Source organism: Citrobacter sp. Cpo100, from assembly GCF_030332595.1.
In the GTDB taxonomy this organism is placed as follows: Bacteria; Pseudomonadota; Gammaproteobacteria; order Enterobacterales; family Enterobacteriaceae; genus Citrobacter; species Citrobacter portucalensis.
Genome location: NZ_JAOWHM010000037.1, coordinates 1,092,167 through 1,117,100 on the forward strand (window position 1 = coordinate 1,092,167; position 24,934 = coordinate 1,117,100).

Consider the following 24,934-nt stretch of genomic DNA (forward strand, 5'->3'; position numbering starts at 1 on the left):
ACGTAAGCAAATGATTTTCAGTAGCGGATCCGTTAATGACGAAAATAGGCAACTTATGCGTATGGGGCAAGATGAATTTTATTTTTCCCGTGACGACGACTAAAAAATGCGAACCTGTTTCCGAAAATAAGGTTGATCTTTGTTGATGGCAGAGTTACTGTATATCCATACAGTAACTCACAGGGCTGGATTGATTATGTACACTTCAGGCTATGCAAATCGTTCATCGTCGTTCTCTTCCACATCAAGCAACATTGCGCGCGTTTCATCAGAGAACGCAACCGCTGGGCTTATCAGTGAAGTTGTCTATCGCGAGGACCAGCCCATGATGACACAACTGCTGCTGCTTCCCCTGCTGCAACAGTTAGGGCAACAATCACGCTGGCAGCTGTGGCTGACGCCTCAGCAAAAATTAAGCCGGGAGTGGGTGCAGTCAGCTGGACTTCCATTGACGAAAGTCATGCAAATTAGTCAGCTCTCCCCCTGCAATACGCTGGAATCGATGATTCGTGCGCTGCGCACGGGTAATTACAGCGTCGTTATTGGCTGGCTGGCGGAAGAATTAACGGAAGATGAACATGCCGAACTGGTCAAAGCGGCTGATGAAGGTAATGCGATGGGTTTTATCATGCGTCCGGTTCGCGCCCAGACACTTGCGGGGAGACAGCATTCCGGGCTAAAAATTCACTCGAATTTGTATCATTGAGTAAAATTAGGATTTATCCTGGAATTTTTTTTCATCTCTCAATTTGTCTTTGAGCTGTAATGTGTTTTTCGTCTGAACGCTTGTCTGAAGCGGTTTTCAGGATATCCTCAGTACATTTATTCAGCCATAAATGTTAAATATTGTGTATACAAGCCTTTTTTTTTCATATGCCTGACGGACTTCACACTTGTAAGTTTTCAACTACGTTGTAGACTTTACATCGCCAGGGGTGCTCGGCGTAAGCCGCAGATATCGGTAGAGTAACTATTGAACTGGTCCCCGGGTGAAGGATTTAACCGTGTTATCTCTCTTCGGAGATATTCATGGCGAATTTTGGATGATAACGAGGCGCAAAAAATGAAAAAGACAGCTATCGCAATTGCAGTGGCACTGGCTGGTTTCGCTACCGTGGCGCAGGCCGCTCCGAAAGATAACACCTGGTACGCTGGTGCTAAAATGGGCTGGTCTCAGTACCATGATATTGGCAACAACCAGATCAATAACACCGGTCCGACCCACGAAAGCCAACTGGGTGCCGGTGCGTTCGGTGGTTATCAGGTTAACCCGTACGTTGGTTTCGAAATGGGTTATGACTGGTTAGGTCGTATGCCGTACAAAGGCACTGCTGACGCTACCAATCAAAATGGCGCTTTCAAAGCTCAGGGCGTTCAGCTGACCGCTAAACTGGGTTACCCAATCACTGACGATCTGGACGTTTATACTCGTCTGGGTGGTATGGTTTGGCGTGCAGACGCTAAAAGCAGCAGCGGCTTCAAAGACCACGACACTGGTGTATCCCCAGTATTCGCTGGTGGCGTAGAGTATGCAATTACTCCTGAAATCGCTACCCGTCTGGAATACCAGTGGACCAACAACATCGGTGACGCGAACACCGTTGGCGGTCGTCCGGATAACGGTCTGTTGAGCGTTGGTGTTTCTTACCGTTTCGGCCAGCAGGAAGAAGCAGCTCCAGTAGTTGTTGCTCCGGCTCCGGCTCCAGAAGTACAGACCAAGCACTTCACTCTGAAGTCTGACGTTCTGTTCAACTTCAACAAAGCAACTCTGAAACCAGAAGGCCAGCAGGCTCTGGATCAGATGTACAGCCAGCTGAGCAACCTGGATCCGAAAGACGGTTCCGTAGTAGTTCTGGGCTTCACTGACCGTATCGGTTCTGACGCTTACAACCAGGCTCTGTCCGAGAAACGTGCTCAGTCCGTTGTTGATTACCTGATCTCTAAAGGTATTCCTTCTGACAAAATCTCTGCACGTGGCATGGGTGAATCCAACCCAGTTACTGGCAACACCTGTGACAACGTGAAAGCTCGCGCTGCACTGATCGACTGCCTGGCTCCGGATCGTCGTGTTGAGATCGAAGTTAAAGGCATCAAAGACGTTGTAACTCAGCCTCAGGCTTAAGTTATCGTCTTATAAAAAACCCCGCTATGCGGGGTTTTTTTTCATCTGTTTTCATCCAAAGTAAGCCACGCATTAAACCAGCCGACCGCTACTCTTTCCCCAGCAACGCCTGTAAATCCTGTTTCAATGTCGACATTTTGTTCGCGTACTTCTCTTTATGCTCTGCGTCTTCAATTAGCTGCACAATAGTTTCAGAAAGCGTTTTTCCGCGCCGCTGCGCAAGACCAGCCAGACGCTGCCAGACCATAAATTCCAGATCGATGGATTTCTTCCGGGTATGCTGATGCTCAGCATTAAAGTGCCGCTTGCGCCTGGCACGTATGGTTTGTTTCATACGATTAAGCAGCGCAGGATTCATGTGTTCTTCAATCCAGCTATTGACCCGAACCGGTTCATTTTCGAGGGTTAGCAATAAATCAACGGCTTCTTTGGCAGCGCTGGCCTCGACGTAACGGGTGATTAATTCCCCCTCACGATGCTTCTTCACCAGATACTTCCATTTCCAGCCGCTTTCAAGGTTTTCAAGTTGTTGATATTTCATTGCGATCTCAATGTTACCGTGTAACTCTTATCAGAATATCAGCTTTTTCGGCATCTGAAGAAAAGAATATCCAGCCTGTGAACTGTCGCGTGTCATCACAACCGTTTCACGGTGCTTTCCAGGTGTTTAGTGGTGAGGGTTACGGTATAATCTCGTTTTTTACAACAGACTAAAAAACATCAACTTTGACCATTACGAAACTTGCATGGCGTGATCTGGTTCCTGATACCGACAGTTATCAGGAAGTATTTGCACAGCCGCACGTCACTGACGACACCGACACCTTACTTAGTGATACTCAGCCACGTTTACAATTCGCGCTAGAGCAGCTTCTTCAGCACTGGACAACATCCTCGTTCATGTTGGTAAAAGCACCGGAAGAGCTTGAGTATCTCAACCTTATTGCAAAGGCTGCACGTCCCTTGCACACGGATGCAGGAAGCCTGACTGGCGGTCATTACGACATCTCCGGTCACACTATTCGTTATCGTACAGCTGAGAAAGCGGAAGACAATTTTGCGACGTTGACGCAGGTGGTCAGCGCTGACTGGGCCGAAGCCGAACAACTGTTTGGCTGTCTGCGTCAGTTCAATGGCGAAATTACGCTGCAGCCAGGTCTGGTACATCAGGCCAACGGAGGTGTGCTGGTTATCTCATTGCGCACGCTGTTGGCCCAACCGCTGTTATGGATGCGCCTGAAAGCCATTGTCAGCCACGAGCGTTTTGATTGGGTGGCTTTTGATGAGTCTCGCCCGCTGCCTGTCTCCGTTCCGCCTATGCCGCTTAAACTGAAAGTGATTTTAGTAGGTGAGCGTGAATCGCTGGCGGATTTCCAGGACATGGAACCAGAGCTGGCTGAGCAGGCCATTTACAGCGAGTTTGAAGATAATCTGCAGATAGTGGATGCCGAAACCATGACGCAGTGGTGTCAATGGGTCACGCATACTGCTATGCGCAATAATTTGCCTTACCCCGCTCCTGATGCCTGGCAGGTTCTGATCCGTGAAGCCGTTCGCTATACCGGTGAACAGGATACATTGCCGCTTAACCCGCTGTGGATCACCCGACAGTTCAAAGAGGTGGCTCCGTTATGCGAGGGCGAAACCTGCAACGCTGAACAGTTCAGCCTGATGCTGGCTCAGCGCGAATGGCGTGAGGGATTCCTGGCTGAACGCATGCAGGATGAAATTCTGCAAGAGCAGATCCTTATCGAGACGGAAGGCGAGCGTATTGGCCAGATCAACGCCTTGTCGGTGATTGAGTTTCCGGGCCACCCACGCGCATTTGGCGAGCCTTCTCGTATCAGTTGCGTCGTGCATATTGGCGACGGCGAGTTTACGGATATTGAGCGCAAAGCCGAGCTTGGCGGAAATATTCATGCCAAGGGTATGATGATTATGCAGGCGTTCCTGATGTCGGAACTCCAGCTGGAGCAACAGATCCCCTTCTCTGCCTCGCTGACCTTTGAGCAATCTTACAGTGAGGTGGACGGTGACAGCGCGTCCATGGCAGAACTGTGCGCATTGATAAGCGCCCTCGCCGACGTACCTGTTAATCAAAGTATCGCTATTACCGGTTCTGTCGATCAGTTTGGTCGGGCGCAACCTGTCGGTGGTCTGAATGAGAAAATTGAAGGTTTCTTCGCCATCTGCCAGCAGCGTGAGCTGACGGGCACGCAGGGCGTTATCATTCCTTCGGCTAACGTCAGACACCTCAGCCTGCAGCCTGCGCTGCTACAGGCCATAGAAGAAGAAAAATTCACTATCTGGGCGGTGGACGACGTGACCGATGCGCTGCCACTGTTGTTAAATCTGGTGTGGGATGGCGAAGGCCAGACAACGCTGATGCAAACCATTCAGGAGCGTATTGCCACGGCAACGCAACAGGAAGGTCGTCACCGTTTTCCATGGCCGCTACGTTGGCTGAACTGGATTATTCCGAACTGATCGGACTTGTTCAGCGTACACGTGTTAGCTATCCTGCGTGCTTCAATAAAATAAGGCTTACAGAGAACATGGTAGATAAACGCGAATCCTATACGAAAGAAGACCTTCTTGCCTCTGGTCGCGGTGAGCTGTTTGGCGCTAAAGGGCCACAACTGCCAGCACCAAGCATGCTGATGATGGACCGTGTCATCAAGATGACCGAAACCGGTGGCAACTTTGACAAAGGTTATGTTGAAGCTGAACTGGATATCAACCCGGACCTGTGGTTCTTCGGTTGTCACTTTATCGGCGATCCGGTGATGCCGGGCTGCCTGGGTCTCGACGCCATGTGGCAACTGGTTGGATTCTATCTCGGCTGGCTGGGCGGCGAAGGTAAAGGCCGTGCGCTGGGCGTAGGCGAAGTTAAATTCACCGGCCAGGTTCTGCCGACCGCGAAGAAAGTCACTTACCGCATTCACTTCAAACGCATCGTTAACCGTCGCCTGATCATGGGCCTGGCAGATGGTGAAGTGCTGGTTGATGGTCGTCTGATCTACACCGCAAACGATCTGAAAGTGGGTCTGTTCCAGGACACTTCCGCGTTCTAATCCAGAACTGCGAAGCAGCCAGACATTAACGTTTCCCCGTTTTATCTGGTGTGCAAAAAGGCGAAACCTCCGCTCTGCGGAGGTTTCTTTTATCTAAAGAGACAGAATCAGGCCATTAAAACCCTATCCCCCATGGCTTCTCGCCAGCCTCCCAGCCAGTATGACCTCTGATTCAGCGTCTGATAGGGACACATTTCTTTTGAGCGTCCGGCAATGCCGGCCTGATATCCACGTTGATGTGCCCGTTCCAGGCGATCTCGTTTTTGTCTCTTCATGCCTCGTTTCCCTCATTTTTGGGTCTGGTGGAAAAGAAAACAGTGATTACTAAGTGTGCAATCACACTAAACGAATACCCCTAAACATCAGGCTCGTCAATGCGCAAAATTCACGCCAGTGTCATATTTGTGAGCTAGCCTCTAAATCATTTGTACAAAAATAGTCAGTCAGAACAGCTATCTTCACGGCTAAAAAAATAAAAAAAACCGCCCCGGGCAATGAACCAGGGGCGGCATAATTTACAATTATTTAAGCTTAAGGGATGCGTTTCAGCTCTTGAGCAATGGCCGTCGCTTCCTGACTCCAGGCATTGGCTAGAACCTTCACCATCTCATCGTAGCCGTCTTTCGTCTGCACAACTTCGATGTGGAACGGGCGTTTGATCAGTTGTCCCTGATGATTCAGCAACCATTCACCGCTCACAATAACCTTACCATCGTACCGACCGTGGAAGCCGGTTACGGTCACGTTCAGCGTATCCTGAGTGCTTCCCAGCGGTTGTGAAGCGACAACCCAGCCAGGCAACTGCATACTGAGGTTCGCAACCAGTGTATTGCGCAATTGCTGATCTAATGGGCTGGCCCAGAGATTATTATTGGCTATCACATATTGCACATCGCTGGTCTGGTAAACCACCCCATTACCGGCCAGATAATCAGGTACCGCAATCTGTTCAACCCACAGCAGACGGTTTCCCTGATTGGCAGAGCTCTGCACACCGCCTTGTGCGATAGGGAGCTGGTAATAGCTTTTATTTTCTCCGCTGGAGCTGCATGACGTCAGCCAGACCGCCATCATCACCACTAGCCACTTTTTCATTGTTTCGCCCTCTTCGGCTCTGGATCTTTTTTGTCCTTCGCTTCAAATACCAGCGCATTACTCTTATCGTTCAACGTTTTCAGTACCGGTTGCAGTTCACGCAGTACCTGATCAAGACGCTGCATATCCGCCACCATCTTGTTGTAGGCCGCGGAACCAGGCTGGAAGCCCTGCATACTACGATTCAGTTCACGTAGCGTGTTTTGCATATCCGCCGGCAGATCCTGCATCGACTGGCTGGACGTGATCTTGTTCATGTTATCCAGCGTGGTTTGCAGATGTTTCATTGTGCGCTGGCTTTCCGACAGCGTATTGGTTGCCTGCTCAATCATCGGGTTCAGCGGCAGATTGTTAATCTTATCCAACGCTTCCATCAGACGCTGTTGGATCTGCGCCAGACCACCGCTCACGGTCGGAATAATTTGATAACCATTGAATTCGCGTACACCGGTAATCGGCGGCTCTTTCGGGTAGAAGTCGAGATCGACATACAGCGCGCCGGTCACCAGGTTCCCGGTTTTGAGCGATCCTCGTAATCCGCGTTTAAGCAGTTGCTCCAAATGAGCGCCAACATCGGTATCTTCTCCCAGCTGTGCCTTCAGACGTTCTGGTTCAATACGCACCAGCACCGGAATGCGGTAATCATTGTTAAATACCTGACGCATATTCGGTGAGAAGAAAGGTACTTTACTCACCGTACCCAAGCGGATGCCACGGAATTCCAGCGGTGCACCAGGCTGTAGGCCACGAATCGAATCTTTAAAGAACATCAGGTAATCAATATGATCGGTATACAGGGAATCCTGAATACTTTTTTGATCGTCATAGAGGTTAAATGAGGCCTGCTGCTCAACCGGTTGACCTTGTTCCAGTCCTTCGGGCACATCAAAACTTACACCACCGCCAAACAGCGTGGAGAGCGATCCCATTTCTACGCGCATACCTGCTGAGGTAAGATCTACGGCGATCCCGCTGTCTTTCCAGAAACGTACATTGCTGGTCACCAGACGATCGTTAGGCGCATTGATGAAAAGCTGATAGCTGATCGTACGCTTTTGCGCATCAAACGTGCTGGTTTCAACCGAGCCCACACGATAGCCGCGGAAAAGCACCGGATCGCCTGGGCTCAACTGACCGGCTTTTTTGCTGTCCAGAATCACACGGATCCCTTTTGCATCTGGCGGGGCCAGGGGCGGTGAATCCAGCAGTTGGTAATTTTCCAGCTTACTGCCTTTATTGCCGGGCTGCAGTTCAATATAAGCCCCGGACAATAGCGTGCCGAGCCCACTGATACCTTCACGTCCAACCTGCGGCTTCACCACCCAAAAGACAGAATCTTTATGCAGCAGCTTTTCCATTCCGGAGTTAAGACGCGCTTTAATCTCCACATGGGTCAAATCATCAGTCAGGGTTGCGCTCTCGACGATACCGACATCCACGCTGCGGCTCTTAATCGTCGTTTTGCCCCCTTCAATACCTTCGGCATTGGTGGTAATCAGCGTGACTTCCGGCCCCTGATGACTGTAGTGATAAAACAGAACCCACGCGCCAATGAGTGCAGTGACGATAGGGAATATCCACACGGGCGACCAGTTTTTTACCTTTTGCACTTTGGCTTCCCCACTTTTAGATTCCATGCTGTCAGGACTCCTCATGGCCTGGTTCTGGTTCACGGTCCCACGACAGACGCGGATCAAATGTCATCGCAGAAAACATTGTCATAATGACGACTAAAGCAAACATCAAAGCACCCATTGCAGGATAAATGTTCATTAACCCTCCCATGCGCACCAGCGCAGAGAGTACCGCAATCACAAAGACGTCGATCATTGACCAGCGACCGACAAATTCCACAACTTCATAAATCAGGTGCATACGTTCGCTGTCACGTTTGCCGTGGCCTTTGGCATCCCAACATAACCAGGCAATGGCGATCATTTTCAACGTCGGCACCATAATACTGGCGATAAAAATAACCGCAGCCACCGGATACGAGCCTTCGCTCCAGATTAAAACCACCCCCTCAAGTATCGTTGATGGCAGCTTTGACCCGAGCAGATCGGTAATCATAATCGGCAAAATATTGGCAGGAAGATAAAGCATGATTGACGTAAACAGTAATGCCAACGTCCATTGCAGACTGTTTTTACGCCGCACATAGCCTTTCGTCTGGCAGCGCGGACACACCCGCTCATCAGCGGGAAGAATCGCGGTGCAGCAAGAGCAGGAACGCAGTCCCTGTCGAATGCCGGGCACGCCAGGTTTTAACTCCTGCTTAATCACTGGCATTGGCGCAATATCATCCCACAGCCAGCGACGGTCAACGCACTGGAATGCGCGCAGTTGCAAAACGCAAAAGAAGCACCACGGAATAAAGCTGCTGCCCACGCCGATATCGCCGTAAGCCATAAGCTTAACGAAGCTGACCAGCACGCCGGCAAGGAAGATTTCCGCCATCCCCCAGCTTTTTAACTGGAACAGGACGCGTGCAAGACCCGCCTTAAGTCTGGCGGGCATCTGCACCCGATTCACCAGCAGCAGGATAGTCAGCAGGCAAAACGCGGGGACCAACTGCACGAATAATAAAAAGAAGGTGCCGAGACTGGCGTAGTCTTCAGAAAAGAGAACGCTGGGGATCTCCAGCAACGTCACTTCGCTGCTCACCCCTGCAACGTTCATATTCACAAAGGGGAAGAGATTTGACAGAAGCAGCATGAACAATGCTGCTAAAACATAGGCGGTAGGACGCTGCCGCGGCGCGTCCCACTCAACCGTTAACGTAGTGCCACATCGTGGACATGCCGCTTTTTGACCATGCTCAAGGCGAGGTAACGCCACCAGCATGTCACACTGCGAGCACAAAATATGCTTCGCGGCATGGTGATGTTCGCACATATGTGCTCCTTTAAATTATGCGCCGTTCTTCAAAGACTCAAGATACTCCCAGCGCTCAAAGGCTTGCTCAAGTTCTTGTTCCGCTTCGTTCAGATTAGCTAATACCTGCTGTGTTTGCTCATGTGGCTGACTGAAAAAAGCGGCGTCAGCAACCTGCGCTTGTAGCCTTTCCAGTTTAGCTTCCAGTTCTTCAAGCTGCGCGGGGAGTTGCTCGAGTTCGCGCTGCAGTTTATAGCTTAGTTTGCTCGTGCCACGTTTGACAATTTCTGCTTTAGGAGCAACAGCTTCCTCTGTTTTTTTCGCGACCGGTTGTTTAAACGCCACATACTGAGATTGCTGGCTGCGCGCGTCATGATAACCGCCGACATAACGACCAATTTTACCACCGCCCTCGAAGATCCAGCATTCAGTTACAGTATTATCCACAAACTGACGGTCGTGGCTTACCAGCAGTACAGTCCCCTGATAGCTATCAATTAGTTCTTCAAGCAGTTCCAGCGTTTCGACGTCAAGATCGTTCGTTGGTTCATCGAGAATCAAAAGATTGCTGGGTTTCAGAAAAAGACGCGCCAACAGCAGGCGATTTCGTTCCCCACCAGAGAGCGCTCGCACTGGCGTCATCGCGCGTTTCGGATGGAACAGGAAGTCCTGCAGATAACCCAGCACATGGCGAGGTTTACCGTTAACCATCACCTCTTGCTTACCTTCAGCCAGGTTGTCCATCACGGTTTTATCGGGATCCAGTTCGGCGCGGTGCTGATCGAAATAGGCCACTTCCAGCTTGGTGCCGACGTGAATGCGTCCACTGTCAGCCTGAAGCTGGCCTAACATCAGCTTCAGCAGCGTTGTTTTGCCGCAGCCGTTCGGTCCGATTAGCGCAATTTTGTCGCTGCGCTGTACCTGTGCTGAGAAATCTTTTACCAGCTGCTTTCCATCAACCTGGTAATCCACGTTCTCCATTTCGAAAACAATCTTGCCTGAACGGCTCGCCTCTTCGACCTGCATCTTCGCCGTGCCCATCACTTCGCGACGTTCGCCACGCTCGCGACGCATGGCTTTCAGTGCGCGCACGCGGCCTTCATTACGGGTACGGCGCGCTTTGATCCCCTGACGGATCCAGACCTCTTCCTGCGCCAGCTTGCGGTCAAACTCTGCATTTTGTAACTCTTCTACGCGCAGCGCTTCTTCTTTCTCCAGCAGATACTGATCGTAATTCCCCGGATAAGTCACCAGCTTGCCACGATCGAGGTCGACGATACGCGTCGCCATATTGCGTATAAATGAACGGTCGTGGGAAATGAAGATGATTGTCCCATTGAAGGATTTCAGGAACCCTTCCAGCCAGTCGATAGTTTCAATATCGAGGTGGTTCGTTGGTTCATCCAGCAGCAGTACACGCGGATTGCTCACTAACGCGCGGCCCAGCGCCGCTTTACGCAGCCAACCGCCTGAAAGCGAAGAAAGTGCGGCGTTTGGATCCAGCCCCAACTGCTCCAGCACTTCATTAATACGGCTTTCGAGCTGCCACAGATTGTGATGATCGAGCATTTCCTGAACCCGCGCCATCTCATTCAGATTTCTGTCGCTTGGATCAGTCATCACCAGACGCGAAATATCGTGATAACGTTTGAGATACTCGGCCTGCTCTTCGATACCCTCGGCAACGAAATCATACACGCTGCCCTCAACATTACGCGGCGGATCCTGTTGCAGACGCGCCACAACCAGATCCTGCTCATAAATGATACGCCCGTCGTCAAGCCCCTGCTCACGGTTCAGGATCTTCATCAGCGTCGATTTACCTGCGCCGTTACGGCCAACCAAACAGACGCGTTCGTTATCTTCGATATGCAGTTCTGCATTATCAAGAAGTGGCGCATCGCTGAACGACAGCCATGCACCATGCATACTGATCAATGACATTTATTTATCCTTTCAGGCTGCGGTAATCAGCCAGCAATTGTGGATCTGACGGTTACGGGCAAAATCCTGGGAAAGCGTTTTTTGGGTAATTTCTTGTGCTTTCAATCCCAGTTCAGCCAAACCGTCGAGATCCATACGGAACCCACGTTTGTTGTTGGAGAACATGATCGTGCCGTCTTTACGCAGCAGACGTTTCAGATCTTTCATCAGCGCCAGATGATCGCGCTGCACATCAAACGAATCTTCCATACGTTTTGAGTTAGAGAACGTCGGCGGATCGATGAAAATCAGATCAAACTGTTCATTCGCATCACGCAGCCAGCCCAGGCAATCGGCCTGAATTAAACGGTGAGCGCGACCGCTCAATCCATTCAGGCGCAGGTTACGTTCCGCCCATTCCAGATAGGTACGCGACATATCGACCGTCGTGGTGCTACGCGCGCCGCCCAATCCTGCATGTACGCTGGCGCTACCGGTGTAGGAAAACAGGTTGAGGAAGTCCTTACCTTTACTCATCTGCCCCAACATGCGGCGCGCAATACGGTGATCGAGGAATAAACCCGTATCAAGGTAGTCAGTCAGGTTCACCCACAGGCGCGCGTTGTACTCGCTTACCTCAATGAATTCACCCTTCTCATTCATCTTCTGATACTGATTCTTGCCTTTCTGACGCTCACGGGTTTTCAGCACCAGTTTGTTTGGCGCGATTTCCAGTACTGACAGCGTGGCGGCAATGATGTCGAACAAGCGTTGACGTGCTTTTTGCGCATCGACCGTCTTCGGCGGTGCGTATTCCTGAACCACGACCCAATCACCGTAACGATCTACTGCAACGTTGTATTCCGGCAGGTCAGCGTCATACAGGCGATAGCATTCAATGCCTTCCTGACGCGCCCATTTTTCCAGCTTCTTAATATTCTTGCGCAGGCGGTTGGCATAATCTTCCGCTACCGTAGCCGGCTTGCTGTCCGCAGTGGTCTCTGCAACGTGATAATTCTTCTGCACACAATCCAGCGGGCCGTTTTTCGCTTTGAACTGCTTGTCGGCACGTAATTGCAGGCTGCTGAGCAGATCCGGCGAGGCGCTGAACAGCGACAAATTCCAGCCGCCAAACTGGTTTTTCATCGTACGGCCCAGCAGGCTGTGCAGAGCAATCAGCGCCGGTTCGCTATCCAGACGTTCGCCGTAAGGCGGGTTACTGATAACTGTACCATACGGTCCTTTCGGCAGCGGATTGCTCAGTTTGGCGACATCTTTCACGTCAAACGTCATCAGATCGGCGATACCGGCGCGGCGAGCATTACTACGCGCTTTTTCAATCACGCGTGCATCGCTATCGGATCCATAAAAATGCGAGGTATAGTCAGCCAGTCCCTTACGCGCACGCACCTGCGCTTCGGCTTTCACTTCTTGCCAGACGGCTTCGTCGTGTTGCGCCCAACCGCTGAAGCCCCAGTATACACGGTGCAGACCCGGCGCGCGATCGGTCGCCCACATTGCCGCTTCAATCAGCAGCGTGCCGGAACCACACATCGGATCGAGTAACGGGGTTCCCGGCTGCCAGCCAGAACGCATTACAATAGCGGCGGCCAGCGTCTCTTTAATCGGTGCCTGACCCGCGCGATCGCGATAGCCACGCTGATGCAAACCGTCACCGCTCAGATCGAGCGCAATGCTGGCAGTATCTTTGTTCAACCAGACGTTGATGCGCAGATCCGGGGATTCACGATCCACATTCGGACGCGGCATATTTTTGCGGGTAAAGGCATCGACAATCGCATCCTTGACCTTCAGCGCGCCGTACTGGCTGTTACGAATGGTCTCGTTCAGTCCGCTAAAATGGACGGCAAACGTAGCACCAGGGTTAAATATCTCTGTCCAGTCGATTGCCTGAACGCCGAGGTACAGATCAAGATCGCTGTAGACCTTGCACTCTCCCATCGGCAGGATAATGCGCGAGGCCAGGCGGCTCCACATCAGGCTCTGGTAAACAAGCCGCGTGTCGCCCTTAAAATGGACCCCACCCTGAACGACCTGACACTCCAGCGCGCCGAGGTTTTCCAGTTCAGTTTTTAACAGCTCTTCCAGCCCGCGGGCCGTACTGGCAAACAGAGAATTCATAATGTCACTTTTACTCCGAGAAAATTGCTGCGCATTATAGCTAATATGGGCTGTATGTCATAAAGTTGAAGGCTTATTTTCATTCGAGGGGCTGTACAGTGGTCACGTTAACCCGACTTTTTATTCATCCGGTTAAATCAATGCGCGGCATTGGGCTTACGCATGCCCTGGCAGATATTAGCGGTCTCGCCTTTGATCGCATATTTATGATCACTGAACCTGACGGAACGTTCATAACTGCCCGCCAGTTCCCACAAATGGTCCGTTTTACGCCTTCCCCATTCCACGATGGGCTGCATCTTACGGCGCCAGACGGCAGCAGTGCGCTCGTGCGATTTGCCGACTTCGCTCCCCAGGATGCACCAACAGAAGTATGGGGAAACCATTTTACCGCGCGTATTGCGCCAGCGGCTATCAACCAGTGGCTTAGCGGCTTTTTCTCCCGTAACGTGCAGTTACGCTGGGTCGGCCCGCAGCTGACGCGCCGTGTAAAACGCCATGTTGATGTTCCTTTATCCTTCGCTGATGGTTATCCCTATCTGCTGGCCAACGAAGCATCCCTGCGCGATCTGCAACAGCGCTGTCCGGCAAGCGTCAAAATGGAACAGTTTCGCCCCAATATAGTAGTTTCGGGAGCTGGTGCCTGGGAAGAAGATACCTGGAAAGTGATTCGTATTGGCGACGTCATTTTTGATGTAGCAAAACCCTGTAGCCGCTGTATTTTCACGACAGTTAGCCCGGAAAAAGGCCAGAAACATCCATCCGGTGAACCGCTTGCCACATTGCAAACCTTCCGTACTGCGGTAGATAACGGCGATGTCGATTTTGGTCAGAATCTTATCGCGCGTAACAGTGGCGTTATTCGCGTCGGCGATGAGGTAGAAATTTTGGCAACCGGCCCCGCCAGAGCGTACGGCGCGGCTGAATCAGACGAAACTACACCCGAACAACAACCTGATGCCACGGTGCTTATTGACTGGCAGGGACAGACCTTTCGCGGAAATAATCAGCAGGTATTGCTTGAGCAGTTGGAAAACCAGGGTATCCGGGTTCCCTATTCATGCCGGGCAGGCATTTGCGGATGCTGTCGAATTCGGCTGGTAGAAGGCGAAGTTAGCCCGTTGAAGAAATCAGCGATGGGGGACGACGGAACGATTCTGTGCTGCAGCTGTATTCCCAAAACGGCAATCAGGCTGGAGAGCTAAACCGCCTGCTCAAGGCTGAAACTGTCAACAACGGCCTGCGGTTTCAGTCTGTCATTCATTATTTTAATCGCATCGCCAAGCTGCATCGTACGCCCGGCGATAACCACGCCAGGTTGCGCAAGCAGGCAAAGCGCGGCGTTTTCACCCGGCTCAACCACTAACAGGTTTACCTGTTCATCGGTATCGCTTAAATCAACACAGGCTGCGTCACCCACGACCGGCGACCAGTTAATACCGTGTGCGACAAAGTGCCAGCTTTTTGGCATTTGCGGTTTGAGATAACGAATCGCCACCAGCGCATTAAGCACCAGTTCCGCTTTTTGTTCTTTGGCTAAATCCAGGTAGCGACATTTTTCTTCAAAGGAAAAATAAAGCGCGGCGTCATCAACACAAAAACCTGACGGAGAAAATGCATCAGGAGTGAGCATTTTACGAGCAAAACGCGAACGGAATAACATGCCATTGGCTAAATCGAGCATCATTCGATCGTGCTCTTCATCATAATACCAGCGCCAGTTATCGTCGGGTTTAATTCGCATCAGTTTCTCTCCTTTCCTTAATCATCACCGTTACGACAGTATCCTTTTGCCGCTTCGTTTATTGCCCTAATAATAAAAGCTCAGAATGTTTAAATAAGCAACAGTAAAGGAATATAAAACAACCAGGGCTAGAAATAAAGCCCTGGTTTGTGATTAAGGTAGCATTCAGATATTGCTGACGATTTCTTTTATCAACGGCGGACCTTTAAAAATAAAGCCCGAATAAATCTGTACGAGGGTTGCACCAGCAGCTATTTTCTCACGTGCAGCAATCACCGAGTCGATACCACCAACACCAATAATCGGCAGCTGACCTTTTAATTCCTGAGACAACTGGCGAATAATTTCTGTACTTTTTAATTGCAACGGTCGACCGCTCAGACCACCCATTTGATCGCAATTTTTCATTCCCTGAACAAGAGAACGATCGAGGGTGGTGTTAGTCGCAATTACGCCATCAATATTATGACGAACTAAACTATCGGCGACCTGGATCAGTTCTTCCACAGAAAGATCCGGCGCGATCTTTACCGCCACCGGAACATATTTATGGTGGATCGCTTGCAGATCGTTTTGCTTATTTTTAATTGCCGTCAGGAGATCGTCCAGCGCCTCGCCGTATTGTAGCGTACGTAATCCCGGCGTATTCGGCGAAGAGATATTAATCGCGATATAGCCAGCATAAGCATAGACTTTTTCCATACAAATCAGATAGTCATCTTTGCCGTTCTCTACTGGGGTATCTTTGTTCTTACCAATATTAATACCCAGAATACCGTCGAAATGTGATTTTTTAACGTTCTCAACCAGGTTATCAACCCCGTGGTTATTAAACCCCATGCGGTTGATCAAACCTTCTGCATCGACCAGACGGAACAGACGCGGTTTATCGTTACCCGGCTGAGGGCGTGGCGTCACGGTACCAATCTCAATGGAACCAAATCCCATCGCGCCGAGCGCATCAATGCACTCCCCGTCTTTATCCAGTCCGGCAGCAAGCCCGAGCGGATTTTTAAACGTCAACCCCATACAGGTAACCGGTTTTGCCGGTACTTTCTGGCGCACAAGCGCTTCAAGCGGTGTGCCGGTAATGCGACGTAATTGCTGGAATGTCAATTCATGAGCGCGCTCTGGATCGAGCTGAAAAAGGGCTTTACGAACGAAGGGGTAGTACATGAACTCTCCTGGATTCCCGGTGTGCAAACCGGGGGCGTATTATGTGCGATCGCGAGCAAAAAGGGAATTGACCTGCGGCAATAAATAGCAATCGTTTTCCTCGCCTCTGCCTTTTTATTCAATTTCCAACTTTTCTATCCCGTATAAATCATTTCGATAAACAAAATCTCTCTGCCAGACTGCTCAAATTGTTATCAATGTTAACCAAAAGCAAACAATTAGTTATAAGGGGAGAATGAAATTATGCGCGTCATCACTCTGGCGGGGAGCCCTCGCTTTCCCTCTCGATCCAGTGCGTTACTGGAATATGCCCGAGAAAAACTTCACGGTCAGGATGTCGAAATCTTTCACTGGAACCTGCACAATTTTGCCCCGGAAGACCTGATCTATGCTCGTTTCGACAGTCCGGCGCTGAACACATTTATCGAACAATTGCAGGATGCAGACGGGCTGATTGTCGCAACACCAGTCTATAAAGCCGCTTACTCTGGCGCCCTGAAAACCCTGCTCGACCTACTCCCCGAGCGGGCGCTGGAAGGGAAAGTGGTTTTGCCGTTGGCGACCGGCGGCAGCGTGGCGCATTTACTTGCCGTCGATTACGCGCTGAAACCGGTACTGAGCGCATTAAAGGCCCAGGAGATCCTGCACGGTGTGTTTGCCGATGATTCACAGGTGATTGATTATCAGCATAAACCTCAGTTTACGCCCAACCTTCAGCAGCGTCTGGACAGTGCGCTCGATACCTTCTGGCTGGCGTTGCATCGTCGCGATGTCCAACTTCCTCAACTGAACACCCTGCGAGGTGCCGCTCATGCTTGATTTTCTCAGGCGTCACACGTCATGGCTGGCACTGACCGGGTTGTTGTCGCTGTCAACGCTGGGGCATGCCGCAGAATCGGCCCCCGATGCCCTGCGTATTGGTTACCAGAAAGGAAGCGTCAGTATGGTGCTGGCCAAAAGCCATCAGCTACTCGAGAAACGCTATCCGCAGACTAAAATCTCGTGGGTCGAATTCCCGGCTGGACCGCAAATGCTGGAAGCACTCAATATCGGCAGTATCGATCTCGGCAGTACCGGTGACATTCCGCCGATTTTCGCCCAGGCTGCCGGGGCCGATCTGGTTTACGTGGGCGTCGAGCCGCCCAAACCGAAAGCCGAAGTGATTCTGGTGCCAAAAAATAGCCCGATCCAGAGCGTCGCGCAGCTTAAAGGACATAAAGTCGCCTTCCAGAAAGGCTCCAGCGCCCACAATTTACTGCTCCGGGCGCTGCAACAGGCCGGACTGAAATTTACCGATATTCAACCGACGTATCTGACTCCCGCCGATGCGCGAGCGGCCTTTCAGCAAGGAAACGTGGATGCGTGGGCTATCTGGGATCCCTATTATTCCGCCGCGTTACTGCAAGGTGATGTACGCGTACTGAAGGACGGCTCAGACCTCAAGCAAACCGGTTCGTTTTATCTCGCCGCCCGTCCTTATGCCGAGAAAAATGGCGCTTTTGTACTTGGCGTACTGGATACCTTTAGCCAGGCCGATGCGTTAACGCTCAGTCAGCGCCAGCAAAGCATTACCCTGCTGGCCAAAACCATGGGGCTGCCTGAACCGGTGATTGCGTCTTATCTGGATCATCGTCCGCCAACCACCATTGTGCCAGTCAACGCCTCTGTTGCTGCCCTACAACAACAAACCGCCGATCTGTTTTATGACAACCGTTTGGTGCCGAAAAAAATCGATATTCGCCAGCGTATCTGGCAACCCACTCAGCAGGCAGGAGAAAAATTATGAGTCTGAATATGTTCTGGTTTTTACCCACCCACGGTGACGGTCATTATCTTGGAACGGAAGAAGGTTCGCGCCCGGTTGATCACAGTTATCTGCAACAAATCGCGCAAACGGCCGATCGCCTGGGATTTACCGGCGTCCTGATCCCAACCGGTCGCTCTTGCGAAGATGCCTGGCTGGTCGCCGCTTCGATGATCCCGGTCACCCAGAGATTAAAGTTTCTGGTCGCGCTGCGCCCAAGCGTCACCTCGCCAACGGTTGCCGCACGTCAGGCTGCGACGCTCGACAGACTCTCAAATGGCCGGGCGTTATTTAACCTGGTGACCGGCAGCGATCCGCAGGAGCTGGCTGGCGACGGCGTGTTCCTCGATCACACAGAACGATATGAAGCCTCTGCTGAATTTACTCAGGTCTGGCGGCGACTGCTGCAAGGTGAAACGGTGGATTTCAACGGCAAACATATTCATGTTCGCGGCGCGAAGCTGTTTTTCCCTCCCGTACAACAACCCCAGCCACCGCTTTATTTCGGCGGCTCGTCTGATGTCGCACAAGACCTTGCTGCCGAGCAGGTTGATCTTTATCTGACCTGGGGCGAGCCTCCTGAGCAGGTGAAAGCGAAGATTGAACAGGTGCGAGCCAAAGCGGCGGCGCTCGGGCGCAAGATCCGCTTTGGTATTCGTCTGCATGTGATCGTACGGGAGACAACCCACGAGGCGTGGCAGGCAGCGGATCGTCTGATAGCCCACCTTGATGACGACACCATTGCCAAAGCCCAGGCCGCCTTCTCAAGAACGGATTCGGTTGGTCAGCAGCGAATGGCTGCACTGCACAATGGTAAACGCGACAAACTGGAAATTAGTCCGAACCTGTGGGCAGGCGTTGGACTGGTACGCGGTGGTGCGGGTACCGCGCTGGTCGGAGATGGTCCGACTGTCGCGGCGCGTATCAATGAGTATGCCGCGCTGGGAATCGACAGCTTTGTGTTGTCCGGATACCCACATCTGGAAGAGGCATACAAGGTTGGCGAGCTGCTGTTCCCGCATCTGGATGTTGCTATACCGGAAATTCCGCAGCCGCAATACCTGCAACAACAAGGTGAAGCGGTGGCAAACGAATTTATCCCGCGCAAAGTCGCGCAAAGCTAAGGAGCGGCTAATGGCAACGCCGAAAAACAGGTGGTTATTACGCCTCGCGCCCTGGTTTTTACCGGTAGGTTTGGTGGCGCTCTGGCAGCTCGCATCTTCAATGGGCTGGCTGTCCACTCGCATTCTGCCCTCTCCGGAAGGTGTTATCGAAGCTTTCTGGACGCTTTCCGCCAGTGGCGAGCTTTGGCAGCATCTGGCCATCAGTTCCTGGCGCGCGCTGATCGGATTCTCCATCGGTGGATCGATTGGCCTGACACTGGGACTTATCAGCGGCCTTTCGCGTTGGGGAGAACGCCTGCTGGATACCTCGGTGCAGATGCTGCGTAACGTACCGCATCTGGCGCTGATCCCGCTGGTGATTTTGTGGTTCGGCATTGATGAATCCGCCAAGATCTTTCTCGTTGCGTTGGGCACGCTGTTCCCGATTTACATCAACACCTGGCATGGGATCCGTAGTATCGATCGTGGGCTGGTAGAAATGGCGCGCAGCTATGGATTATCCGGCTTTTCACTGTTTGTTCATGTGATCCTCCCCGGCGCCCTGCCCTCGATTATGGTCGGCGTGCGTTTTGCTCTCGGGCTGATGTGGCTGACGCTGATTGTGGCGGAAACTATTTCTGCCAATGCAGGTATTGGTTACCTGGCGATGAACGCCCGCGAATTTCTGCAAACCGATGTGGTCGTGGTGGCCATTATTCTCTACGCCCTGCTCGGCAAACTTGCCGACGTCAGCGCCCAATTGCTGGAGCGAGTCTGGCTACGCTGGCATCCGGCTTACCATGTAAAGGAGGCTACCGTATGAATACCGCTCGCCTGAACCAGGGTACACCGCTGTTGCTGAGCGCCGTGACAAAACAATACGCCGCCAATACAGTGCTCAATCAATTAGATTTGCATATTCCGGCCGGACAGTTTGTTGCCGTGGTTGGCCGCAGCGGCGGTGGTAAAAGTACGTTGCTGCGTCTGCTGGCAGGGCTGGAATCGCCGACCTCAGGCGCATTACTTGCCGGAACCACCCCACTGGCGGAAATTCAGGATGATACGCGTATGATGTTCCAGGATGCGCGTCTGCTGCCATGGAAGACGGTTATCGATAATGTGGGCCTGGGTCTGAAAGGTCAGTGGCGCGAGGCGGCCCGAGATGCGCTGGCCGCGGTTGGGCTGGAGAGTCGTGCTCACGAATGGCCGGCTGCGCTGTCCGGTGGACAAAAACAGCGTGTAGCCCTGGCACGGGCATTAATTCATCGCCCCGGTTTGCTGCTGCTGGATGAACCCCTCGGCGCTCTGGATGCCCTAACCCGCCTTGAAATGCAGGATCTGATCGTCTCTTTATGGCAAGAGCACGGCTTTACCGTACTGCTGGTCACTCATGACGTCAGTGAAGCGGTGGCAATGGCCGATCGCGTGTTGCTGATTGAGGACGGAAAAATCGGGTTGGATCTGACGGTGGATATTCAGCGCCCCCGCCGTTTGGGATCGGTACGGTTAGCCGATCTGGAAGCGGAAGTGTTGAACCGGGTTATGAAACGCGGCGAGACGGAACAACCGATCCTTCGACATGGATAACCGCTCAGAAAACCAGGCCCGGTAGCGCTTACCGGGCCTTTTGCCGGATGGCGGCGTTACCGCCTTATCCGGCCTACTAAACTACAGGTCAACGTTTCAGGCTAACGCTTTGTCAATCTTCTCGAACAGATCGCCGGAGAGATTCTCCAGACCTTTCAGCTGTTCCAGCGCCGCACGCATTTTCGCCTGACGTTTTGCATCATAACGTTTTAAGCGAATCAGCGGCTCAATCAGACGTGACGCCACCTGCGGGTTACGACTATTAAGCTCAGTCAACATGTCGACCAGGAACTGATATCCACTACCATCTTCCGCATGGAATGCCGCCGGGTTGCTACCTGCAAAGGCACCGATCAGCGAACGGATTCGGTTCGGGTTACTCATACTGAAAGAGCGATGCTTCAGCAGGCCGCGTACCGTTTCCAGCACGTTTTTCGCCGGGCTGGTGGATTGCAGGATAAACCATTTGTCCATCACCAGACCGTCATGGTGCCACTTATCGTCATACTCCTGCATTAGCGCGTCGCGACAAGGCAGCTGCGCCGCCACTGCCGCGGATAGCGCCGCCAGCGCATCGGTCATATTGTTCGCTTCACGATACTGCTTGCTTACCAGCGTGTCAGCCAGATGGGTTTCGCCAAAGGCCAGGAAACGCAGGCAGGCGTTACGCAGCGTACGCTTGCCAATATCGGCATGCTCAACGCGGTACTCATCAAGATGATTAGCGTTATAGATGGCGAGGAATTCATCTGCCAGCTCGGCCGCCAGCGTGCGGGTTAACGCTTCGCGTACTTCGGTTATCGCCACCGGATCGATGATGTCGAACAGTTCGGCTATTTCATTTACTGAAGGCAGCGTCAGGATCTCTGCCGCCAGCGCCGGATCGATTTTCTCATCCAGTAAAATTGCGCGGAATGCATCAGCCACGTGTACCGGCAGCGACAGCGGTTGTCCCTGCTGATGACGGGCAACGTTAAGCTTAATATAGGTCGCCAGCAGGCCTTGCGCCGCGTCCCAACGAGAGAAATCGTTACGCGCATGACGCATCAGGAAGGTCAGCTGCTGATCGCTCCATTTGTATTCCAGTTTTACCGGCGCGGAGAATTCGCACAGCAGCGCCGGAACCGGCTGGAAGTAGACGTTATCAAAGACAAACGTCTGCTCTGCCTGGGTGACGTTGAGTACAGAATTCACCGGGTGCCCGCCTTTTTGTAGCGGGATCACTTTCCCTTCGTTGTCATACAACTCGAGGGCGAAAGGAATATGCAGCGGCTGTTTTTCGGCCTGATCCGGCGTGGCCGGCGTGCGCTGGCTGATCGTCAGCGTGTACTGCTCAGTTGACGGATTGTAGTCATCACGCACGGTCAGAATCGGCGTACCGGACTGACTGTACCAGCGGCGGAAATGGGAGAGATCAACGTTAGAAGCATCTTCCATCGCCTGCACGAAATCATCACAGGTTGCAGCACTGCCGTCATGACGCTCAAAGTAAAGTTGCATCCCTTTCTGGAAGTTAGCCTCACCGAGCAGGGTGTGGATCATACGAATGACTTCAGCGCCCTTTTCGTACACGGTCAGGGTATAGAAGTTGTTCATTTCAATGACCATATCCGGACGGATAGGGTGCGCCATCGGGCTGGCATCTTCAGCAAACTGCAGACCACGCATGGTGCGCACATTGCTGATGCGGTTTACCGCGCGTGAGCCAAGATCGGAACTGAACTCTTGATCGCGGAACACGGTTAAGCCTTCTTTCAGGCTCAACTGGAACCAGTCACGGCAGGTCACACGGTTGCCGGTCCAGTTGTGAAAATACTCATGACCGATAACGCGCTCAATATCGAGGTAGTCTTTGTCGGTGGCTGTATCGGTACGTGCCAGCACATATTTGGAGTTAAAGATGTTCAGACCTTTATTCTCCATCGCGCCCATGTTGAAGAAATCCACAGCGACAATCATATAGATGTCGAGGTCATACTCGAGGCCAAAGCGCTCTTCATCCCATTTCATGGAGTTTTTCAGCGAGGTCATCGCCCACGGCGCGCGGTCAAGGTTGCCGCGATCGACGTACAGTTCCAGCGCCACTTCACGCCCGGAACGGGTGATAAAGGTATCGCGCAGAACGTCGAAATCACCGGCTACCAACGCAAACAGATAGCACGGTTTCGGGAACGGATCTTGCCACTGTACCCAGTGACGACCATTTTCCAGTTCGCCCTGCGCCACACGGTTGCCGTTAGAGAGCAGGAACGGATATTGGGTTTTATCGGCGATAATTTTGGTGGTAAAACGCGCCAGGACATCAGGCCTGTCCAGATACCAGGTAATATGGCGGAACCCTTCCGCTTCACACTGGGTGCACAGCGCTTCGCCAGACTTGTACAGTCCTTCCAGCGCGGTATTGGCCGCTGGGCTAATTTCATTCACGATACGCAGCGTAAAACGTTCCGGCAACTGACTAATGACCAGAGCGCCCTCTTCTTTATACTCTGTCCACGGCTCGTCGTTCACGTGGATCGACACCAGGGTCAGATCTTCGCCATTCAGGCGCAGGGGCACATCGGACGCGCCATGACGGACAGCCTGGCTCACTGCGGTGACCACGGTTTTTTCAGCATCCAGGTCAAAGGTCAAGTCAATATCAGTAATCTGGTAATCCGGCGCACGATAGTCGTGACGGTATTTGGCTTGTGGCTGTTGTGTCATAAAAAAACCTTTAGCATCTTTAATAGAGTCTCGGCTTCAGTCTATTCCTGTTGCGTAAATCGCGCTACGCAGAATGTTCATCTTTTCAGGCACAAACACCCTTTTTGCTACATTTTCATAACACGTGGCACGAATTGCCCTCGACCAGAAAGAGAGCTTATGGTGTGATCGGGGTTCAATAAATCGCTAAACAGGGTATACTCCAGCGGTTTTCTTAGTTGTTTATTGTACTAAACGCTCCCGTGAGAGGATGCTACTGCGCACCTATGACACAATTCGCTTCTCCTGTTCTGCACTCGCTGCTGGATACAGACGCTTATAAGTTGCATATGCAGCAAGCCGTTTTTCACCACTACTATGATGTACAAGTAGCGGCTGAATTTCGTTGCCGTGGCGATGACCTGCTCGGTATTTATGCCGATTCTATTCGTGAGCAGGTGAATGCTATGCAGCACCTGCGACTGCAGGAGGATGAGTACCAGTGGCTCTCCGGCCTGCCTTTCTTTAAAGCTGATTACCTCACCTGGTTACGTGATTTCCGCTATAACCCGGAACAGGTTTGCGTCACCAATGATAACGGCAAGCTAAACATCCGCTTAACCGGTCCGTGGCGTGAAGTGATCATGTGGGAAGTCCCGCTGTTAGCGGTGATTAGCGAACTGGTACACCGTTACCGTTCACCTGAATCAGGCGTCCCGCAGGCACTCGATGAGCTGGAAAGCAAACTAGTAGAATTCTCTGCTTTAACGAAAGATGTCGATATGTCCCGCTTCCATTTGATGGATTTCGGTACGCGTCGTCGTTTTTCGCGCGAAGTACAGCAGGCTATCGTTAAACGCCTGCAGCAAGAGCCCTGGTTTGTCGGCACCAGTAACTACGATCTGGCCCGCCGCCTGTCATTAACCCCAATGGGTACGCAGGCGCATGAGTGGTTCCAGGCTCATCAGCAAATCAGTCCAGAACTTGCCACCAGCCAGCGCGTAGCCCTGGCAGCCTGGTTAAATGAATACCCTGATCAACTCGGCATTGCATTGACCGATTGCATCACCATGGACGCATTTTTACGCGACTTTGGCGTTGAGTTCGCTACCCGCTACCAAGGGTTACGCCATGACTCAGGCGATCCGGTGGAATGGGGTGAAAAAGCCATCGCTCATTATGAAAAACTGGGTATTGATCCGCTGAGCAAAACGCTGGTCTTCTCAGATAATCTCGATCTGAAAAAAGCGATTGAACTCTACCGCCACTTCTCTTCCCGCGTACAGTTGAGTTTTGGTATTGGGACACGGCTAACATGCGACATTCCGCAGGTTAAGCCACTCAATATTGTGATCAAGCTGGTGGAATGTAACGGCAAACCGGTGGCGAAGTTATCTGACAGCCCGGGTAAAACCATCTGCCACGATAAAGCATTTGTTCGTGCATTGCGCAAAGCCTTCGATCTTCCGCATATCAAAAAAGCCAGTTAAGCCTTCCAGGGAGCCATTTTGGCTCCCTTTTTCGCGTTTATTTCCGAAATCTTTCACTCCAGCTACGAATTCTGCTTGTCTGATTGCAGATGCCAGGTAACATAGGTATCCCCCC

21 protein-coding genes are annotated in these 24,934 nt (G+C 51.9%); 11 read left to right on the top strand and 10 right to left on the bottom strand.

Annotation, left to right across the window (positions count from 1 at the left end; all coding sequences use genetic code 11):
- The first annotated feature begins 196 nt into the window (after window positions 1–196).
- Together sulA and ompA are read left to right on the top strand one after the other, a co-directional pair.
- Window positions 197–706, top strand: coding sequence for an SOS-induced cell division inhibitor SulA (gene sulA / locus OGX96_RS21010; protein WP_008784287.1), 510 nt, complete (start codon window positions 197–199; stop codon window positions 704–706).
- Window positions 707–1,063: 357 nt separating this feature from the next.
- Entirely contained in the window at window positions 1,064–2,122 is a 1,059-nt protein-coding gene (ompA, locus tag OGX96_RS21015) for a porin OmpA (RefSeq protein ID WP_198801977.1), read from the top strand.
- A gap of 88 nt (window positions 2,123–2,210) precedes the next feature.
- Here the strand turns inward: ompA and matP are convergent, their stop codons facing one another.
- The gene (gene matP, locus OGX96_RS21020; RefSeq protein ID WP_032942905.1) at window positions 2,211–2,663 is read right to left on the bottom strand and encodes a macrodomain Ter protein MatP; all 453 of its coding nucleotides are present in this window, start codon (window positions 2,661–2,663) and stop codon (window positions 2,211–2,213) included.
- 185 nt (window positions 2,664–2,848) lie between these two features.
- On the opposite strand from matP, the gene OGX96_RS21025 reads away from it, so the two are divergent.
- Together OGX96_RS21025 and fabA are read left to right on the top strand one after the other, a co-directional pair.
- Window positions 2,849–4,609, top strand: a complete 1,761-nt coding sequence (locus tag OGX96_RS21025; protein WP_128611773.1) for an AAA family ATPase — start codon at window positions 2,849–2,851, stop codon at window positions 4,607–4,609.
- 68 nt (window positions 4,610–4,677) lie between these two features.
- Window positions 4,678–5,196, top strand: coding sequence for a bifunctional 3-hydroxydecanoyl-ACP dehydratase/trans-2-decenoyl-ACP isomerase (fabA, locus tag OGX96_RS21030; protein ID WP_003035875.1), 519 nt, complete (start codon window positions 4,678–4,680; stop codon window positions 5,194–5,196).
- A gap of 107 nt (window positions 5,197–5,303) precedes the next feature.
- Here the strand turns inward: fabA and rmf are convergent, their stop codons facing one another.
- From rmf to rlmKL, 6 genes are all read right to left on the bottom strand, one after another.
- Window positions 5,304–5,471 (bottom strand): ribosome modulation factor, encoded by a 168-nt coding sequence (gene rmf / locus OGX96_RS21035; protein ID WP_003035871.1) that lies wholly within the window; start codon window positions 5,469–5,471, stop codon window positions 5,304–5,306.
- A gap of 256 nt (window positions 5,472–5,727) precedes the next feature.
- Window positions 5,728–6,291 (bottom strand): membrane integrity-associated transporter subunit PqiC, encoded by a 564-nt coding sequence (gene pqiC / locus OGX96_RS21040; protein ID WP_048214507.1) that lies wholly within the window; start codon window positions 6,289–6,291, stop codon window positions 5,728–5,730.
- Window positions 6,288–7,928, bottom strand: a complete 1,641-nt coding sequence (pqiB, locus tag OGX96_RS21045) for an intermembrane transport protein PqiB (RefSeq protein ID WP_048235695.1) — start codon at window positions 7,926–7,928, stop codon at window positions 6,288–6,290. The genes pqiC and pqiB overlap by 4 nt, the downstream gene beginning before the upstream one ends.
- A gap of 4 nt (window positions 7,929–7,932) precedes the next feature.
- Window positions 7,933–9,186 carry a membrane integrity-associated transporter subunit PqiA gene (gene pqiA / locus OGX96_RS21050; protein ID WP_032942902.1) on the bottom strand — a complete coding sequence of 418 codons (1,254 nt, stop codon included), beginning with the start codon at window positions 9,184–9,186 and terminating at the stop codon, window positions 7,933–7,935.
- Window positions 9,187–9,201: 15 nt separating this feature from the next.
- Entirely contained in the window at window positions 9,202–11,109 is a 1,908-nt protein-coding gene (locus OGX96_RS21055) for an ABC transporter ATP-binding protein (protein ID WP_008784281.1), read from the bottom strand.
- Window positions 11,110–11,121: 12 nt separating this feature from the next.
- A complete protein-coding gene (gene rlmKL, locus OGX96_RS21060) occupies window positions 11,122–13,230 on the bottom strand; it encodes a bifunctional 23S rRNA (guanine(2069)-N(7))-methyltransferase RlmK/23S rRNA (guanine(2445)-N(2))-methyltransferase RlmL (protein ID WP_286584162.1) in 2,109 nt (702 codons plus the stop codon).
- 98 nt (window positions 13,231–13,328) lie between these two features.
- Between rlmKL and OGX96_RS21065 the strand changes: the two genes are divergently transcribed.
- Window positions 13,329–14,435 carry a YcbX family protein gene (locus OGX96_RS21065; RefSeq protein WP_286584163.1) on the top strand — a complete coding sequence of 369 codons (1,107 nt, stop codon included), beginning with the start codon at window positions 13,329–13,331 and terminating at the stop codon, window positions 14,433–14,435.
- Here OGX96_RS21065 and zapC read toward each other — a convergent pair.
- A complete protein-coding gene (gene zapC, locus OGX96_RS21070; RefSeq protein WP_003035852.1) occupies window positions 14,432–14,974 on the bottom strand; it encodes a cell division protein ZapC in 543 nt (180 codons plus the stop codon). The genes OGX96_RS21065 and zapC overlap by 4 nt on opposite strands.
- Window positions 14,975–15,139: 165 nt before the next feature.
- On the bottom strand, window positions 15,140–16,150 hold the full coding sequence (pyrD, locus tag OGX96_RS21075) for a quinone-dependent dihydroorotate dehydrogenase (protein ID WP_003831973.1): 1,011 nt from the start codon (window positions 16,148–16,150) through the stop codon (window positions 15,140–15,142).
- Window positions 16,151–16,393: 243 nt separating this feature from the next.
- Between pyrD and ssuE the strand changes: the two genes are divergently transcribed.
- From ssuE to ssuB, 5 genes are read left to right on the top strand one after another with little or no spacing between them, the layout of a single operon-like run.
- Window positions 16,394–16,969, top strand: coding sequence for an NADPH-dependent FMN reductase (gene ssuE, locus OGX96_RS21080; RefSeq protein ID WP_032942900.1), 576 nt, complete (start codon window positions 16,394–16,396; stop codon window positions 16,967–16,969).
- Window positions 16,962–17,936, top strand: a complete 975-nt coding sequence (locus tag OGX96_RS21085; protein ID WP_048235698.1) for a sulfonate ABC transporter substrate-binding protein — start codon at window positions 16,962–16,964, stop codon at window positions 17,934–17,936. The genes ssuE and OGX96_RS21085 overlap by 8 nt, the downstream gene beginning before the upstream one ends.
- Window positions 17,933–19,078 (top strand): FMNH2-dependent alkanesulfonate monooxygenase, encoded by a 1,146-nt coding sequence (gene ssuD / locus OGX96_RS21090; protein ID WP_008784276.1) that lies wholly within the window; start codon window positions 17,933–17,935, stop codon window positions 19,076–19,078. Before OGX96_RS21085 ends, ssuD begins: the two co-directional genes overlap by 4 nt.
- Before the next feature lie 10 nt (window positions 19,079–19,088).
- Complete coding sequence (gene ssuC / locus OGX96_RS21095) at window positions 19,089–19,880, top strand: aliphatic sulfonate ABC transporter permease SsuC (RefSeq protein ID WP_048235702.1); 792 nt, start codon at window positions 19,089–19,091, stop codon at window positions 19,878–19,880.
- Complete coding sequence (gene ssuB / locus OGX96_RS21100; RefSeq protein ID WP_198801973.1) at window positions 19,877–20,644, top strand: aliphatic sulfonates ABC transporter ATP-binding protein; 768 nt, start codon at window positions 19,877–19,879, stop codon at window positions 20,642–20,644. Before ssuC ends, ssuB begins: the two co-directional genes overlap by 4 nt.
- Before the next feature lie 96 nt (window positions 20,645–20,740).
- Here ssuB and pepN read toward each other — a convergent pair whose 3' ends face one another.
- Window positions 20,741–23,350: an aminopeptidase N gene (gene pepN, locus OGX96_RS21105; RefSeq protein WP_286584164.1), complete on the bottom strand. Its 2,610-nt coding sequence runs from the start codon at window positions 23,348–23,350 to the stop codon at window positions 20,741–20,743.
- 266 nt (window positions 23,351–23,616) lie between these two features.
- Here pepN and pncB point away from each other — a divergent pair, with 266 nt between their 5' ends.
- The gene (pncB, locus tag OGX96_RS21110; protein WP_003836860.1) at window positions 23,617–24,819 is read left to right on the top strand and encodes a nicotinate phosphoribosyltransferase; all 1,203 of its coding nucleotides are present in this window, start codon (window positions 23,617–23,619) and stop codon (window positions 24,817–24,819) included.
- The last annotated feature ends 115 nt before the right edge of the window (window positions 24,820–24,934 follow it).